We start from the raw sequence: 15,698 nt of genomic DNA on the forward strand, positions 1-15,698 counted from the left end.
CGGGCGCGGCGTGGTCCGACCGGTGGCGGTGTCCGCCGGGGCCGGCGCTACGGGCGGGGCGGCGCGGCGGGCCGGGGCGTCGCCGGTCCCGGTGTGGCGGCGGCGGCCCCGCCGGCGTCGCCGCTCGACGGGGCGACCTCCACGCCGGTCTCGTCGAGACCGGCGGCCCAGGCCACCCCGGCCACACTGACGGCCAGCGCCAGGACCAGACCGATGGCGCCCAACGGGACGCGCCGCCGCTCCGGTGGGTTGCCGCTCTCCCGCACGCCACCACCCCCTCCGCCGTTCCTGACTCCATGTTCCTTGGTCGGCAGGGGAGTTGGCCATCACCCACACGGGGCGGGGATGCCGCGCCGGCTCACCTCACGGCTTGACGGCGCGCAGGACCCGCAGTGCCTCGTGGGCGCCCCCGCCCGGGGAGTCCGGCCCGTCGAACTCCGCGTGCGCCCCCGAGGACTCCACGGCCGCGCCGAGCGCGGCCCGATACGTGGGGGGCTTCGAGGGGAACCCGATCACCGCGCCGACGTGACCGCTTGCTCAAGCGACTGCCGGGGGCGTTCGCTCACCGCTCGTCGTCCGGGAGCCCCAGGACGACGCCGCGCCCCGCGTACACCCGTTCCCACCGCTCCCAGTCGACGTGCGCGAACTCCTGGGAGCGGCCCGGGAGTCCGGACGGGTTGTGGATCACCACGTGGTCCGGTGTGACGCCGACGGCCAGCACCAGGTGCCCGCCCCGGCGCGGCGGCCGGGGGTCGGCGTCCCGGACGCTGGGGTGGACCGAGAGCAGGACGAGCCGGCCGGCGCCGACCAGCGCGGGGATCTCCGCCCGGGGAAGGTCGGGCCGGGACTCGGCGACCAGGCCCCAACGGCGGGTCGCGTAGGCGGCGAACGGGGCGTAGACGAGGCCGTCCAGGCCGTCCCCGCGGCGCACGTAGGCGCCGGCGTCCAGGCACTCGGCGGCCAGCTCCATGGCGGTGGGCGCGGACCCCCGCCAGAACTCCAACGCCATCCGCAGACAGGCCATCCCGCACAGGCGCCACGACCACCAGGCGTACTCCTGCGGGTCCTCGGCCCCGTATTCGGGCCAGCGGGGGTCCTCGGCCGCCGGCAGCGTCCCGGCCAGGATCGCGGGGACGAGTTCCGGCGAGGCCCACTGCGCGTGGTAGGGGACGGGGTGGATGACGGTGGCGTTCGCGGTCATGGTGCAGGGTATCGACGGGCGTCGCGGCCCGCCGGGAAGGGGGCGCCGCCGCCGACCGGCACCCGGGGCCGTCATCCGGCGCGCGGCGGCTCCCAGACCGAGCAGTCGTGCGCGAAGAGCACCCGGCGCGGCGCGAAGTCGGCGAGCCGGTCGAGCCAGCGGGGGTATTCCGGCAGCGGCGGCTCGACGCCGTCCGACGCGGCCTGTCGGGCCAGGTGGTCGGCGGCGTAGTGCGACGCGACGTCACGGGCCTGCCCGGCCAGCACCACCGTGCCGTCGGGGCGGTGCAGGACCAGCGACTGGTGCCCGTCGGTGTGGCCCGGCGTCGGGACGACCCGCACGCCCGGCCAGATCTCGGCCTCGCCGGTCAGCTCCTCGTAGCGCGCGCCGGGGAAGTCGATCAGCTCGTCGAAGGTGTGGCCGCCGCGCCGCGCGGTGGCCAGCTCCACGGCCTGCACCACGATGGGCTTCCCGGCCAGGAGGGGGTTGCCGCCGCAGTGGTCGAAGTGCAGGTGGCAGTTGACGACGACCGAGATGTCGGCCAGGGACGCGCCGACGGCGGCCAACGCGGCCTGGAGCGGGCGGCGCCGGGGGCGGTAGTGCGCCTCGGTCTCCGGGTCGGCGGCTCCGACGCCGGTGTCGAAGAGCAGCAGTCCCCGGTCGTGCTCCACCAGATAGGCGAGCACGGGCTCCACCCGTGGCTCGGGGCTGTCGGTCTCCGACGCCGGCCGTACGAAGTAGCCGAGGTCGAGGCGGTGCACCGCGGTGTGCGTCGAGGTCGTCTGCATGGCCCCATCTTCGTCGGGCCGGCCCGCCGCCCGCAGCCGATTGCGCCCGGTCGTCACCGCCGACCCCGGGGCCGACGGTGACCGCTGCGGTCCGTCAGGTCGTCCCGACGCACATCACGTCGAGCCGGTGCGCCGGCGGGGCGGTGATCGCCAATTCCGGGCGCCACACGGTGAGGATCTGCGCGGACGGCGTGAACAGCGGCCCGGGCAGCGCGGTGGGGGAGTGCCACTCCCAGCGGCTGATGTGCTGCGGCTCCGCCGCGTGCGGCGTACCGTCGAAACGGGTGACGAGCGAGGCCATGGTGATGCGGTTCAGGCCGTCGACGTCGTCGTGCAGCATGGCGAAGATCCGCACCTCGTCCGGATCGGTGTGCAGGCCGGTCTCCTCCCGGAGCTCCCGGGCCGCGGCGGACCGCACGCCCTCGCCCGGATCGACCTTTCCGCCGGGCAACTCCCAGGTCCCCGCGCGGTGCAGACCGAGCAGCATCCGCCCGCCCGCGTCCAGCACGATGACGCCGACCCCGAACGTCGCGTGCGCCTGCGGGGGTCGGTCCCCCCGCTGCCGGCTGGTGACCGCACCCGCACCCGTACCCGTGCCCGTTCCGCTGCCCATCCCGTCCCTTCCCGTCCCTCTCTCGGCTCCTGCACGACCTGCCCCGATGCCGGGACGGCAACACTTTCCCGCACATTCACCCGCAGGTGTGCGGCACCTCCACCGTTCCGGCCGAATCCGCGACGCGCGCCGACCACAATGCGCTCATGACCGATGACTGGAAGCGACAGATCGACCGGCTCCACCGGGAGTTGGTGCGGCGCGACGACCCGACCGAGTGGGTCGTGGAGGCCGATGCCGTGGACGCGTCCCGCCGCTATCCGGACCTCGCGCTCCGCGGGCCGGTCTTCGGGGTGGCCGTCCGCACCCCGGCCAACCCTCCGCAGGACCCCGAACGCGCCGGGGAATGGCGGCTGTTGAAACCCGTGGCGGACGACACGCCGCAGGGTGCCCGGGACACCCTCAACTCCCACCTGTGGTTCACGGCCAAGGACGACACCGACGACCCGGCCGTGCGGCGCGAACTGCTGGCCGCGGTGACGCGCCTGGAACACGAGCCGCTCGACGACCTGACGGTCTGCGGCGCCCGCTACCGGATCGTCCGCGGCGACGAGTTCGTGCGCACCGGCCGCACCGGTCTGGAACCACCCCGGCCCACCGACCCCGAACCGGCCGACCGCACCTGGGAGGGCCGCAGCGACCCCCCGTCCCCGGACCTGGACTTCGCGCTCGTCCCCGGCCGGGAGACCAGCCCCATGGCCGCCGCCATGAAGGTGGCGCTCCAGGGCTTCGCCTATCCGGGGGAGGGCTTCCCCGCCGCCGTCCGCGAGGAGTCCGAGCGCGCCCGCACGGACTATCCGGACGTCGTCCTGTTGCCGGTCGGCTTCGGCGTGGCCGAACGCCGCTCCGGAGGCTGGCAGCCGAGGGGCGCGCTGATGCCGACGCCGCACGCGGCGCGGCGGCTGCTCGCCGACGCCATGGTCGAATTCTGGCCCGGGCTGTACGAGTTCAGCGACGCCGAACGGGAGCAGTACGCACGGGCCGCCGACGAGTTCAAGGCCGCCGGCCGCGCCAACGACGTGCGGGTGGGCGACCGGGCGTTCCAGATCTGCCGCATCGAGCGGATGGTGCGCACCGGCCCCGACGGCCCGGAACCGCCCCGCCCGTCCGACGTCGACGACTACGGGCCGACGCAGATCCACCCGACCATGGACGAGGACGGCACGCTGCACTACGACAGCTGAGCCGGCCGGGCCACCGGGCCAGCCGGCCTACGGAGGTCCTCGGGGCGCGTCCGGCGGGTGGCCGGCCGGGGATCCGAGTCGGGAAGTTACCGTTACCCCCCTTTAGCACCCCTTCTTCGAGGCGTCGCCTCATCCGTCCGCGAGGAGCCGATCCTGAACGCGTCGTTGGCCGAAGCGCTCTCCGTCGGACTCCTGGTGGTCGTCCTGGCCTGTGCGGTGGTGCGGCCCTGGGGCTGGCCGGAGGCGGTGGTGGCGGTCCCGGCGGCCGGTGTGCTCCTCGCGGTCGGGGCGGTGTCGCCGGCGCACGTGCGGGCGGAGGCCGAGCGGCTGGGGCCGGTCATCGGGTTCCTCGCCGCGGTGCTGGTGCTCGCCCAGCTCTGCGCCGACGAGGGGCTGTTCCGGGCCTGTGGCGCCTGGATGGCGCGCAGCGCGCGGGGCCGCCCGCACCGGCTGCTGGCACAGGTGTTCCTGGTCGCGTCGGTGGTCACCGCGGTCCTGAGCCTGGACGCGACGGTGGTGCTGCTCACCCCGGTGGTGTTCGCCACCGCCGCCCGCCTGGGCGCCCGGCCCGCACCGCACGTCTACGCCTGCACCCACCTGTCGAACACCGCCTCGCTGCTGCTGCCGGTCTCCAACCTCACCAACCTGTTGGCCTTCGCGGCCAGTGGTCTGAGCTTCACCCGGTTCGCCGGGCTGATGGCGCTGCCCTGGCTGGCCGCGATCGCCGTCGAATACGTGGTGCTGCGACGGTTCTTCGCCACCGACCTGGACGCCGGCGCCTTGGCACCGGCCGTTGCGGACGCCCCCCAACTGCCGCTGTTCGCCCTGGTCACCGTGGCCGGCACGCTGGCCGGCTTCGTGCTCGCCTCGGCCCTCGGGCTCAACCCGGTGTGGGCGGCGCTGGCCGGCACGCTGGTGTTGTCGGCCCGGGCCCTGGCCCGGCGCCGCACCACTCCCGCCGCGATCCTCCGCTCCGCCGCCCCGGCGTTCCTCGCCTTCGTCCTGGCGCTGGGCATCGTGGTCCGCGCCGTCGTCGACAACGGGCTCGCCGCCGGCCTCGCCCACCTCGTCCCGCACAGCGGCGCCCTGCCGGCCCTCCTGGGCCTCGCCGCGCTCGCCGCCGTCCTCGCCAACGTCATCAACAACCTGCCCGCCACCCTCGTCCTGGTACCGCTCACCGCCCCCGCCGGGCCGGGCGCGGTGCTCGCCGTCCTGCTCGGCGTCAACATCGGCCCCAACCTCACCTACGCCGGATCGCTCGCCACCCTGCTGTGGCGGCGCATCGTCCGGGAACACGGCACCGACGTGGCGCTCGGCGAATTCACCCTGCTCGGCGTGCTCGCGGTACCCGCGGCACTGGTGGCCTCCGTGGTAGCACTGTGGCTGTCGCTGCACGTCCTCGGAGCCTGAGCACGGAGGCCGACTCGTGACCGTCATCGTCTGGATCGTCGAGGGCACCTGGCCGGCCTGCGTGGACGCCGCCCGCGACCACGCCCCCGAAGACGCCGAGATCGTGCTGCTGCACACCAGCGGCCCCGAGGCCCCGGCCGCCGCCCACGGCGCCTACGTGGGGCTGCTCGGCCGCGGCCACCGCCGGGGGCACCACCCGCCCGAGGGCTGGGGCAGCGACCCGGGCGCCCGCGTGGAGGACCTGGCCGCCGCCTCCGCCGACGCGCTGCTGCGCACCGCCGCCGACCGTCTCGCCCGCCCGTGCACCCGCCGGGAACGCACCGGCCGGCCCGAACGCGCGGTGGTGGCCGCCGCCGACGGCGCCGACCTGCTGATCCTCGCCCGCGACGGCGACCGCAGCCACCTCGGTCCGCACAGCCTGGGCCCGGCCAGCCGCTTCGTGGTCGACCACGCGCCCTGCCCGGTCCTCCTGGTCTGGCCCGAACCCGCCCCCGACCTGGACACCCTGCCACCCCCACCGCCCCCCGAGCCGGCCTGACGGACGACGGCCGGTCCGGCGCGGTCCCGCCGGGCACGCCGGCCACGTCGGCCGTTCGGCCGACCCGCGGCGGGCCGGCGCGTGCGTAACCTGCCGGCGTGGAACCTCGCACCCCCTTCCCGCGCCGCACCCGGTGGGCGGCCCCCGTCGCGCTCTGTCCGGTCCTCGTCCTGGCCTGGCTGGCCGACTGGGTGAGCGTCCAACCGCTGACCGGCTACCCGCACCACGTGGCGGACTTCGTGCCGCTGGCCACCGCACCGCTCTACGCCGGGCTGCTGCTGGCGCCCGACGGCTGGTCGACCGTGCGACGGCGGGCCGCGGCCGCGGCGGCCGCCTCCTGGACGGTGACCGGCGTGCTGGCCCTCCTGCCCCACCGGAGCGCCGCCGGGAGCTGGGGACTGCCGGAGACCGTGGCCCTGCTGGCGTTGCTCGCCCGCACCGCCCGGCGGGCCGAACCGCCGCCGGCTGCGGTCGCCCTGTGCGCCGCGCTCGGCACCGCCGTCGTCGCGGCCCCACTGCGGATGTGGCACTACAACGACCTCGTCAACTACGCCTTCGCCCTCACCGTCGCCGTCGGCACCCTGCTCGGACTGGGCTGCTACCTGCGTGCCCTGGATGCCCGACGGGCCCGCGCCGTCACCGCCGTCCGCCAGAGCGAACGGCTGGAACTCGCCCGCGACCTGCACGACTTCGTGGCCCACCACGTGACCGGCATCGTCATCCAGGCCCAGGCCGCCCGCACCATCCGCGAGAGTGCCCCCGAGCGCGTCGACACCATGCTGGCGGGCATCGAGAAGGCGGGGCTGGAGACGCTGGACTCGATGCGCCGCCTGGTCCGGGTGCTCCGCGAGGAGGAGGGCCGCGCGGTGCGGCCCGGCGAGTTGTACGCCGCGCTGGCCGAACTGGCCGCCGACTTCTCCCGGGGCGGCGGCCCGGACGTCACGGTCCGGATCGACGCCGCCGCCCGCCGGGCCCGCCTCGCGCCCGAAGTGGAGACCTCCGTCCAACGAGCGGTGCAGGAAGCCCTGACCAACGTGCGCCGGCACGCGCCCGGGACGGTGACCGTCGCCGTCCGCGCAGCCCTGCGCGCCGGGCAGTTGGCCGTCGAGGTGCGCAACGACCGACCCGTCGACCGCGCCGCCGCCCCCGCCGGCGGCCGCAGCGGCTTCGGCCTGGTCGGCCTGCGGGAGCGCGCCGAGGCGGTCGGCGGCTCGCTGACCGCCGGGCCGACGCCCGAGGGCGGCTGGCAGCTGACCGCGACCTTCCCGGTGCTGGACCCCCGACCGGACGACGCCGGCATGGCACGATCGGACGCGTGACCCCTTCCCCGACGTCCCCACCCGCGCAGCCGGCCCGTGCGACCCGGGTGCTCATCGCCGACGACCAGGAGATGGTCCGCACCGGCTTCCGGCTGATCCTCGACGCCCAACCCGACCTCGACGTGATCGCCGAGGTCGCCGACGGCGCCGCGTGCGTGGAGGCCGCCCGGCGCCTGCGGCCCGACGTCTGCCTGGTGGACGTCCGGATGCCGAAGCTGGACGGCCTGGACGTCACCCGGATCCTCGCCGGCCCGGACGCCACCGACCCGCTGCGGGTCGTCGTGGTCACCACCTTCGACCAGGACGACTACGTCTACGGTGCCCTCCAGGGCGGCGCCTGCGGCTTCCTCCTGAAGGACGCCGGCCCGGGCCTGTTGGTGGAGGCCGTCCGTGCCGCGGCCCGGGGCGATGCGCTGGTCTCCCCGTCGGTCACGGTCCGCCTGCTCGAACGCCTCGGCCCGCACCCGGACGCGGCGACCGGCCCGGGCGCCGCCGCCAGCGCCGCGGGGCCGCTCACGGACCGCGAGATGGACGTGGCCCGGCTGGTGGCCCGGGGGCGCACCAACCAGGAGATCTGCCAGGAGCTCTACGTCTCGCTCGGCACCGTGAAGACCCACCTCGGGAGCATCCAGACCAAACTGGGCGTCCGCAACCGCGTGGAGATCGCCGCCTGGGCCTGGGAGACGGGCGCCGTGCGCGCCCGCTGACCGGCGCCGTCCGCCGCCGTCCGCGCCCGGCCGGCGTCGGGTCGGCCGTTCGGCCGAGGGACGGCGGGCGGCTCCGGCCGAACGGCAGAGGCGCCGGGCACTCCCGCCGATCGACGGTGGTGCCATGCAGCAGACCACCACCACGGCGCCGCCCGCTCCGGCCCCGGCGCCCGACCGCCACCGCATCCGCGCCCTCGACGCCCTCCGTGGTTTCGCGCTGTGCGGCATCCTCCTGGTCAACGTCCCGCAGATCACCGCCATGGCCTTCGGACCGAGCCCCGGGGTGCTGCACCCGATCCGTGCGTTCTTGGACCTCACCGTCCAGGAGCGCTTCTTCCCGATCTTCTCGTTCCTCTTCGGCATCAGCTTCGCGCTCTTCCTCGACGGCGCCGCCCGCCGCTCGGACCGGCCGCGGCTGCTCCTGGTGCGGCGCCTGGTCGCGCTCGGCCTCCTGGGGGCGGCGCACCAGCTGCTGCACCCCGGTGAGGCGCTCACCCCCTACGCGATCTTCGGACTGCTGGTGCTGCTGCCCGCGACCTGGCTGCCCACCCCGCTCGTGCTCGGGGCCGGCGCCGTGCTCACCCTGGCCTCCGTGACGGTCGCCTCGGGCGGCATCGCGACCATTCCGGGCCTGTTCCTGCTCGGCCTCGCGGTGGCCCGGCTGGGCCTGCCGCGTGCCCTGGACCACCGCACCGGCCGGCTGGCCGCGGTGCTCGCCGGACTCGTGCCGCTCGCGGCGGCGGCCGTCTGGTGGCAGCACGCCGTCGATCCGGCCGACGCGCACGCGACCCGGATCGCCGCCGGGGCCGGGCTGCTCGCCGCCGGTGCCTACGCCGTCACCCTGCTCCTGCTGCTGCGGACCCCGCTGGGCGCGCCGCTGTCCGCGGTCCTCGAACCGCTCGGTCGCATGGCGCTCACCAACTACCTGACCGCCACGCTCCTGGTCGTCGCGGCCGCCCCGGTGCTGGGCCTGCGGCACTCCCTGCACTGGGGCACGGCGATGGTGCTGGCCCTGGCGATCCTCGTCGTGCAGACGCTCGTCAGCCGCTGGTGGCTGGCCCGCTTCCGGTACGGCCCGGTGGAGTGGTGCCTGCGCTGTGTCACCTGGTGGGAGCGCGTCCCCAACCGCCGCTGACGGTCCGGGACGCAGTGAAGGCCCGGTGGGATCCACCGGGCCTTCACTTCTTGAGTAGCGGGGACAGGATTTGAACCTGCGACCTCTGGGTTATGAGCCCAGCGAGCTACCGAGCTGCTCCACCCCGCGTCGGCATGCTGAACTGTACGGCAACGGCGGGGGCCCGGTCGAATCGGCGCTTGCGCCCGGCCCGTCGGGGCCGCCGTGCCGCCTGTCGGAAGCCGGGGGATCTTCGGCGGGGCCTCGACGTCGTGCCGGGGGCGCCGTGCGGGTAGGGATGTGCACGCGATGCCGTGCGGCCTCGCAGTCGTGCGCCAGAGAGGAATGCCAGTCACCATGAGTACCCCGAGCGTCCTGATTTCCGGTGCCAGCATCGCGGGGCCGGCCCTCGCCTCCTGGCTGGCCCGGGCCGGCTGGGACGTCACCGTCGTGGAACGCTTCGACGAACTGCGCGACGAGGGACAGAACATCGACGTCCGTGGCACCGGCCGGGAAGTCCTGCGCCGGATGGGCCTGGAGGAGGCGGTGCGGGCCGCCCACACCCACGAGACGGGCCTGGACTTCGTCGACGAGCGGGGCCGGCCGGTCGCCCGATTCGCCGCCGGTACCGACGACACCTCGGGCGGCACCGCCGAACTGGAGATCCTGCGCGGGCGCCTCGGACAGATCCTGTACGACCACTCGTCCGCCGAAGCCGCCTACGTCTTCGGCGACCAGATCACCGCGCTGCACGACGACGGGCGCGGCGTGGACGTGGAGTTCCGCCGCGGACCGGCCCGCCGGTTCGACGCGGTGGTCCTCGCCGAGGGGCTCCGCTCGCGGACCCGCACGATGGTGTTAGGGGATGCGCAGGTACACGAACTCGGTGTCTACAGCGCCTATTTGACCATTCCGCGCACCGAAGCCGACAACGACCGGTGGCGGTGGCTGATCTGCGACCGGGGCCGCGCGGTGACCCTGCGGCCGGACGACGTCGGCACGATCCGGGCCGGGCTGAACGTGCTCAGCTCCGTGCGCGGCCTGGACCGGCTCGACCGCACGGGCGTCGTCACGGTCCTGCGCGCGACGTTCGCCGACGTCGGCTGGGAGGCCCCGCGGATCCTCGACGCCCTCGACGACGCGCCCCTGTACTTCGAAGCGCTCGGTCAGGCGCGGCTGCCGCGCTGGAGCAGCGGCCGGATCGCGCTCCTCGGGGACGCCGCCCACTGCGCCTCGCCGATGAGCGGCATGAGCACGACCCTGGCCCTCACCGGCGCCTACGTGTTGGCCGGCGAGCTCGTCCAGCACGCCGATCCGCACACCGCGTTCGCCCGTTACGAGGCGACCATGCGGCCGTTCGTCGAGAAGGCGCAGCAACTCCGGCCGGGGATCCCGCGGATGGTCTACCCGCACACCCGACGGCAGCGCTCGTTGGTCTGGGCCGGCCTGCGGACCGCCACCAGTCCGCTGGCCAACCGGTTCGGTGACGTCGCGGGTGCGGTGTTCAGCCCGCCGGCGGACGCGTTCCGGCTGCCGGACCGCCCGATGGCGGCACGGCGCGACGGGTGAGCGCAGGGGCGGGGCCCTTCCGCCGGGCCGGTGCGCGGTGCGGGTCGGAAGGGCCCCGGGACGGGGGAGCCGGCGCGGTCAGCGGAACCGGTTGATCGCGTCGATGTGCCGGGCGCGGAGTTCTTCGTCGCGCACGCCCAGGCCCTCGGTGGGGGCCAGGCACAGCACGCCGACCTTGCCCTGGTGGGCGTTGCTGTGCACGTCGTGGACGGCGAGCGCGGTGTCGGCCAGCGGGTAGGTGCAGGAGAGGGTGGGGTGGATCTTCCCCTTGGCCACGAGGCGGTTGGCCTCCCACGCCTCGCGGTAGTTGGCGAAGTGGGTGCCGACGATGCGCTTGAGGTGCATCCACAGGTAGCGGTTGTCGAACTCGTGGCGGTAGCCGGAGGTGGAGGCGCAGGTGACGATGGTGCCGCCCCTGCGCGCCACGTAGACGGACGCCCCGAAGGTCTCCCGGCCCGGGTGCTCGAAGACGATGTCCACGTCCTCGCCCCCGGTCAACTCCCGGATGCGCGCGCCGAACCGCTTCCACTCCCGCGGGTTCTGGGTGTCGTCGTCGCTCCAGAAGCGGTAGCCCTCGGCCGAGCGGTCGATGACCGCCTCCGCGCCCATGGCCCGGCACACCTCGGCCTTGCGCTCGTTCGAGACCACGCAGACGGGGTTGGCCCCGCCGGCGAGGGCGAGCTGGGTGGCGTACGAGCCCAGGCCGCCGCTGGCGCCCCAGATCAGCACGTTGTCGCCCTGCTTCATGCCGGCGCCGTTGCGGGAGACCAGCTGACGGTAGGCGGTGGAGTGCACCAGCCCCGGAGCGGCGGCCTCCTCCCAGGTGAGGTGGTCGGCCTTGGGCATCAGCTGGTTGGCCTTGACCAGGGCTATCTCGGCCAGACCGCCGAAGTTCGTCTCGAAGCCCCAGATCCGCTGAGCCGGGTCGAGCATGGTGTCGTCGTGCCCGTCGGGACTCTCCAACTCCACCGACAGGCAGTGCGCCACGACCTCGTCGCCGGGCTTCCAGACGTTCACCCCGGGGCCGGTGCGCAGCACCACGCCGGCCAGGTCGGAGCCGAGGATGTGGTACGGCAGGTCGTGGCGGGCGGCCAGCGGCGAGGTGCGCCCGTAGCGCTCCAGGAAGCCGAAGGTCGGCAGCGGCTCGAAGAGGGACGACCAGACGGTGTTGTAGTTGACGGAGCTGGCCATCACGGCGATCAGGGCCTCGCCGGGCCCCAGTTCGGGCACCGGGACCTCGTCGACGCGCAGGGACTTGCGCGGGTCCTTGTCCGCGCTGGGCATGCCGCGGAACATCTCGGTGTCCGACTTGTGGACGGTCACGGCCCGGAAGGACTCGGGCACGGGAAGCGCGGCGATGTCCTCGGGGGTGTGGTCGGGTGCGTTGATCGTGGCGAGCAGCTCGCTCAGGGCGTGGCTGTCGGGCATGGCGGAATGGCTCCTTCGGGAGGGTGCCTCAGGGGGCACCGGTCAGCGGGATGCGGCGCCCTCAAGCCCGACGCGGGGGCCCACGGCCGCGTGCAGGCGGGCGTACGGGCCGGCGGCGGCCAAGAGCTGGTCGTGGGTGCCCTGCTCGACGATGCGGCCGCCGTCCATGACGAGGATCAGGTCCGCGTCGCGGATGGTGGACAGGCGGTGCGCGATGACGAAGCTGGTGCGGCCCGCGCGCAGCGAGCGCATCGCGCGCTGGATGAGGGCCTCCGTGCGGGTGTCGACGGAACTGGTCGCCTCGTCCAGAAGCAGGATGGAGGGGCGGGCGAGGAAGGCCCGTGCGATGGTGATCAGTTGCTTCTCGCCGGCGCTGACGTTGGTCGACTCCTCGTCCAGGACGGTGTCGTAGCCGTCCGGCAAGGTGCGGATGAAGCGGTCGGCGCAGGTGGCGCGGGCGGCCTCCTCGACCTCCTCGCGGGTGGCGTCGGGGCGGCCGTAGGCGATGTTCTCGGCGATGGTGCCGGAGAACAGCCAGGCGTCCTGGAGCACCAGGCCGAAGTGGGAGCGCAGGTCCTCACGGGTGAGGGTGGTGATGTCGGTGCCGTCGAGGAGGATGCGCCCCCCGTCGGTGTCGTAGAAGCGCATCAGGAGGTTGCCCAGGGTGGTCTTGCCGGCGCCGGTGGGGCCGACGACCGCCACGGTCTGGCCGGGTTCGACGGTGAGCGAGAGGTCCTCGATGAGCGGGGTGTCGGGGGAGTAGCGGAAGTCGACCTTCTCGAACCGGACGTGGCCGCGGACCGCGGGCAACCGCGCCGGGCGGTCGGCGTCCGGGGTCTGCTCGTCCGCGTCCAACAGCTCGTGGATCCGCTCCGCCGAGGCGAGGGCCGACTGCAGGCGCGCGGCGATGCCGGCGACCTCGACGATCGGCTGGCTGAACTGCCGGGAGTACAGGATGAACGCCTGGACGTCGCCGACGGACAGGGTCCCGGCGACCACGCGCAGTGCGCCGACGACCGCCACGGCGACATAACCCAGGTTGGAGACGAACATCATCGACGGCTCGATCGCGCCGGAGGCGAACTGGGCCCGGGCACTGGCGCGGTAGAGGGCCTCGTTCTGCTCGTCGAAGGCCCGCTCGGCCTGCTCGCGCCGCCCGAAGCCCTTGACCAGCGCGTGGCCGGTGTAGACCTCCTCCACGTGGGCGTTGAGCGCTCCGGTGGCCGACCACTGACGGGCGAACCGCGGCTGTGCGCGCTGGCTGATCCGCGCCGCGAGCAGGACGGACACCGGCAGGCAGGCCACCATGATCAGGGTCAGCAGCGGCGAGATGACGAGCATCAGCACCAGCATGCTCAGCACGGAGAACACCGCCGTGATCAGTTGGCTGAGGGTCTGCTGGAGGGTCTGCTGGAGGTTGTCGACGTCGTTGGTCACCCGGCTGAGCACGTCACCCGCCGGGTGGCGGTCGAAGTACCGCAGCGGCAGGCGGGCGAGCTTGGTCTCCACGGACTGGCGCAGCGCGAAGACCACCCGCTGCACGACGGCCGCCACCAGCCGGCCCTGGAACAGGGTGAGCAGGGCGGCGGTGACGAAGAGCACGAGCGCGATCAGCAGCACCCGGGCGATCGCGTCGAAGTCGACTCCGGTGGCGCCGTGGGCGTGCCGGATGCCGTCGAAGACCAGGTCCGTGGCCCGGCCGAGGAGGATCGGGCCCGCCGCGTTGAGCACGACGCCGCCGATGCCGAGGGCGACCGCCACGGCGACCAGGCCACGGTGGGGCCGCAGCAGGCCCAGTGTGCGACGGGCGGTGCCGCGCCGCACGCGGCTAGAGCTGTCCGCCGCGACCATGGACGGCCTCCTGAGGGGTCGGGGCGCTCGCGGCGCGCTGTGCGGGGGCGTCGAAGTCGCCGTTGCTGGACGTGAGTTGTGACTGGGCGATGTCCCGGTAGGCGGCGCTGGTGCGTAGCAGTTCCCGGTGCGTCCCGGTGGCGGCCACCCGGCCCCCGTCGAGGACGACGATGCGCTGGGCGTGCTGCACGGTGCTGACGCGCTGGGCCACGGTGAGCACCGTCGCACCGGCGATCTCCGGGGCGAGGGCGGCCCGCAGTGCGACGTCCGTGGCGTTGTCCAGCGCGGAGAAGCAGTCGTCGAAGAGGTAGACGTCCGGCCGGCGCAGCAGGGTGCGGGCGATCGCCAGCCGCTGGCGCTGTCCGCCGGACACGTTGGTGCCGCCCTGTGCGATCGGGGCGTCCAGCCCTGCGGGCAGCCGCTCGACGAAGTCCCGGGCCTGGGCGATCTCCAGTGCGTGCCACAGCGCCTCGTCGCTGGCGTCGGGGTTGCCGAACCGCAGGTTGCTGGCGATGGTGCCGGAGAAGAGGTACGCCCGCTGGGGGACGAAGCCGACGGTGCGGCGCAGCGTCTGCGCGTCGAGCTCGCGGACGTCGACGCCGCCCACCCGGACGTGGCCCTCGGTGGCGTCGAAGTGCCGCAGCACCAGGTTGAGCAGGGTGGTCTTGCCGCTGCCGGTGCTGCCGAGGATCGCCACCGTCTCGCCGGGGCCGGCGCTCAGGTCGATCCCGCTCAGCACCGGCTCCGCCGCTCCCGGGTACCGGAACCCGGCTCCGTGCAGCTCCAGTTGGCCGGTCGCGGGCGCGGTGCGCACCGGTCGGGGCGGCGCGGTCACGCTCGGCTCGGTCGTCAGCACCTGCTGGATGCGCTCGGCCGACACCCTGGCCCGCGGCATCGCCAGGCACACGAAGGTCACCATCACCACCGACATCGTGATCAGCGTCAGGTAGCTGAGGAACGCGCTGAGCGCCCCGAACCGCATGGCCCCGGCGTCGATGCGGTGGGCCCCGAACCACACCACCGCCGCCATGAAGGCGTTCAGGACCAGCAGCACGACGGGGACGATGGTGGCCAGCAGCCGGCCGACGTGCAACGAGACGTCACACAGTTCGGAATTGGTTCGGCCGAATCTCTCGCTTTCGTGTCCGTCGCGTACGAAAGCGCGTACGACGCGGACTCCCGTGATGCGTTCGCGCAACAGTCCGTTGACCCGGTCCAAGTAATTCTGCATGCGGTCGTAGAACGGATCGGTCCGGCCGAGAATGAGGCCGAAACATATTCCGACGGCCACCATCAGCACCACCAGGAGCAGTGCCAGCGGAATGTCCTGCTGGAGGGCGAGCGCAATGCTGCCCAGACACATCAGGGGCGCCGACACGACGACGCCGAACGCCGACAGCGCCAGCATCTGCACCTGTTGGACGTCGTTGACGGTGCGCGTCATCAGCGACGGGGTGCCGAACTGCCCGACCTCGCGGGCGGAGAAGTCCAGCACCCGGCGGAAGACGGCCGAGCGCAGGTCGCGGCCCATGGCCATGGCCGTCCGCGCACTCAGCGACACCGCGCCCATGGACGCCGCGATCTGGAGGACCGCCAGCGCCAGCATCCCCAGGCCCAGCTCGACGATGTAGCCGCTGTCGGACTTGAGCACGCCGTTGTCGATGACGGCGGCGCCCAGCGACGGCAGGGCCAACGTGGCCAGGATCTGGAGCAGTTGCAGCAGTGCCAACAGGACGACGGCGCGCCGATGGGGGCGCAGTCGGGTTCGGAGGATTCTGAGCAGCACCGGGCGACGCTCCAGGAGACGGGCAGGTCCGGTCGGCGGCGCCAACGAGGCGCCCACCGGGCCTGGGCGGGGCACGTCCGCACAGTGCAACGCACCGCGCACCGGAAAATCCGTAGTCTCTTGGAGCAGGGCCCGGTGGGCCGTTCCGATCGGGTGCCCCGTCCCGAACTGCTCATGCGCAAACCGGTGG

The 15,698-nt window shown here is 74.0% G+C and carries 15 protein-coding genes and 1 tRNA gene; 7 read left to right on the plus strand and 9 right to left on the minus strand.

The features are described from left to right. Positions 1-47: 47 nt before the first annotated feature. The 5 genes from ACLJT4_RS15420 to ACLJT4_RS15440 form a co-directional block, all read right to left on the minus strand. The gene (locus ACLJT4_RS15420; RefSeq protein WP_411122890.1) at positions 48-266 is read right to left on the minus strand and encodes a hypothetical protein; all 219 of its coding nucleotides are present in this window, start codon (positions 264-266) and stop codon (positions 48-50) included. Positions 267-363: 97 nt separating this feature from the next. Further along, a complete protein-coding gene (locus ACLJT4_RS15425) occupies positions 364-516 on the minus strand; it encodes a hypothetical protein (protein ID WP_411122891.1) in 153 nt (50 codons plus the stop codon). Positions 517-562: 46 nt separating this feature from the next. Continuing rightward, positions 563-1,201, minus strand: coding sequence for a C39 family peptidase (locus ACLJT4_RS15430; RefSeq protein WP_411122892.1), 639 nt, complete (start codon positions 1,199-1,201; stop codon positions 563-565). 71 nt (positions 1,202-1,272) lie between these two features. Then, complete coding sequence (locus ACLJT4_RS15435) at positions 1,273-1,989, minus strand: N-acyl homoserine lactonase family protein (RefSeq protein WP_411122893.1); 717 nt, start codon at positions 1,987-1,989, stop codon at positions 1,273-1,275. Between the two features lie 94 nt (positions 1,990-2,083). Next, positions 2,084-2,602: a nucleotide triphosphate diphosphatase NUDT15 gene (locus ACLJT4_RS15440; protein ID WP_411122894.1), complete on the minus strand. Its 519-nt coding sequence runs from the start codon at positions 2,600-2,602 to the stop codon at positions 2,084-2,086. A 146-nt stretch (positions 2,603-2,748) separates the two neighbouring features. Here ACLJT4_RS15440 and ACLJT4_RS15445 point away from each other — a divergent pair, with 146 nt between their 5' ends. The 6 genes from ACLJT4_RS15445 (at position 2,749) to ACLJT4_RS15470 (ending at position 8,895) form a co-directional block, all read left to right on the plus strand. Then, positions 2,749-3,786 (plus strand): DUF5954 family protein, encoded by a 1,038-nt coding sequence (locus ACLJT4_RS15445; protein WP_411122895.1) that lies wholly within the window; start codon positions 2,749-2,751, stop codon positions 3,784-3,786. A 165-nt stretch (positions 3,787-3,951) separates the two neighbouring features. Next, a complete protein-coding gene (locus ACLJT4_RS15450) occupies positions 3,952-5,196 on the plus strand; it encodes an SLC13 family permease (protein ID WP_411122896.1) in 1,245 nt (414 codons plus the stop codon). A gap of 16 nt (positions 5,197-5,212) precedes the next feature. Then, a complete protein-coding gene (locus tag ACLJT4_RS15455; RefSeq protein WP_411122897.1) occupies positions 5,213-5,734 on the plus strand; it encodes a universal stress protein in 522 nt (173 codons plus the stop codon). Positions 5,735-5,832: 98 nt separating this feature from the next. Then, on the plus strand, positions 5,833-7,053 hold the full coding sequence (locus tag ACLJT4_RS15460) for a sensor histidine kinase (protein ID WP_411122898.1): 1,221 nt from the start codon (positions 5,833-5,835) through the stop codon (positions 7,051-7,053). A 71-nt stretch (positions 7,054-7,124) separates the two neighbouring features. Further along, on the plus strand, positions 7,125-7,760 hold the full coding sequence (locus tag ACLJT4_RS15465) for a response regulator (RefSeq protein ID WP_411123178.1): 636 nt from the start codon (positions 7,125-7,127) through the stop codon (positions 7,758-7,760). A 124-nt stretch (positions 7,761-7,884) separates the two neighbouring features. After that, on the plus strand, positions 7,885-8,895 hold the full coding sequence (locus tag ACLJT4_RS15470) for a DUF418 domain-containing protein (protein ID WP_411122899.1): 1,011 nt from the start codon (positions 7,885-7,887) through the stop codon (positions 8,893-8,895). Between the two features lie 55 nt (positions 8,896-8,950). Here ACLJT4_RS15470 and ACLJT4_RS15475 read toward each other — a convergent pair. Next, positions 8,951-9,024 (minus strand) — tRNA-Met (locus ACLJT4_RS15475). Between the two features lie 207 nt (positions 9,025-9,231). On the opposite strand from ACLJT4_RS15475, the gene ACLJT4_RS15480 reads away from it, so the two are divergent. Continuing rightward, the gene (locus tag ACLJT4_RS15480) at positions 9,232-10,443 is read left to right on the plus strand and encodes an FAD-dependent monooxygenase (RefSeq protein ID WP_411122900.1); all 1,212 of its coding nucleotides are present in this window, start codon (positions 9,232-9,234) and stop codon (positions 10,441-10,443) included. Positions 10,444-10,521: 78 nt separating this feature from the next. On the opposite strand, the gene ccrA is transcribed toward ACLJT4_RS15480, so the two are convergent. Genes ccrA through ACLJT4_RS15495 form a run of 3 tightly spaced genes read right to left on the minus strand, consistent with a single transcriptional unit; the run spans position 10,522 to position 15,508 of the window. Continuing rightward, the gene (ccrA, locus tag ACLJT4_RS15485) at positions 10,522-11,871 is read right to left on the minus strand and encodes a crotonyl-CoA carboxylase/reductase (RefSeq protein ID WP_411122902.1); all 1,350 of its coding nucleotides are present in this window, start codon (positions 11,869-11,871) and stop codon (positions 10,522-10,524) included. A gap of 42 nt (positions 11,872-11,913) precedes the next feature. Continuing rightward, positions 11,914-13,722, minus strand: coding sequence for an ABC transporter ATP-binding protein (locus ACLJT4_RS15490; RefSeq protein ID WP_411122903.1), 1,809 nt, complete (start codon positions 13,720-13,722; stop codon positions 11,914-11,916). Beyond that, on the minus strand, positions 13,700-15,508 hold the full coding sequence (locus ACLJT4_RS15495; protein WP_411122904.1) for an ABC transporter ATP-binding protein: 1,809 nt from the start codon (positions 15,506-15,508) through the stop codon (positions 13,700-13,702). Before ACLJT4_RS15495 ends, ACLJT4_RS15490 begins: the two co-directional genes overlap by 23 nt. Between the last annotated feature and the right edge of the window lie 190 nt (positions 15,509-15,698).

Origin of the sequence: Streptomyces sp. x-19 (assembly GCF_046549115.1) — a bacterium.
GTDB classification, from domain to species: Bacteria; Actinomycetota; Actinomycetes; order Streptomycetales; family Streptomycetaceae; genus Streptomyces; species Streptomyces albulus_C.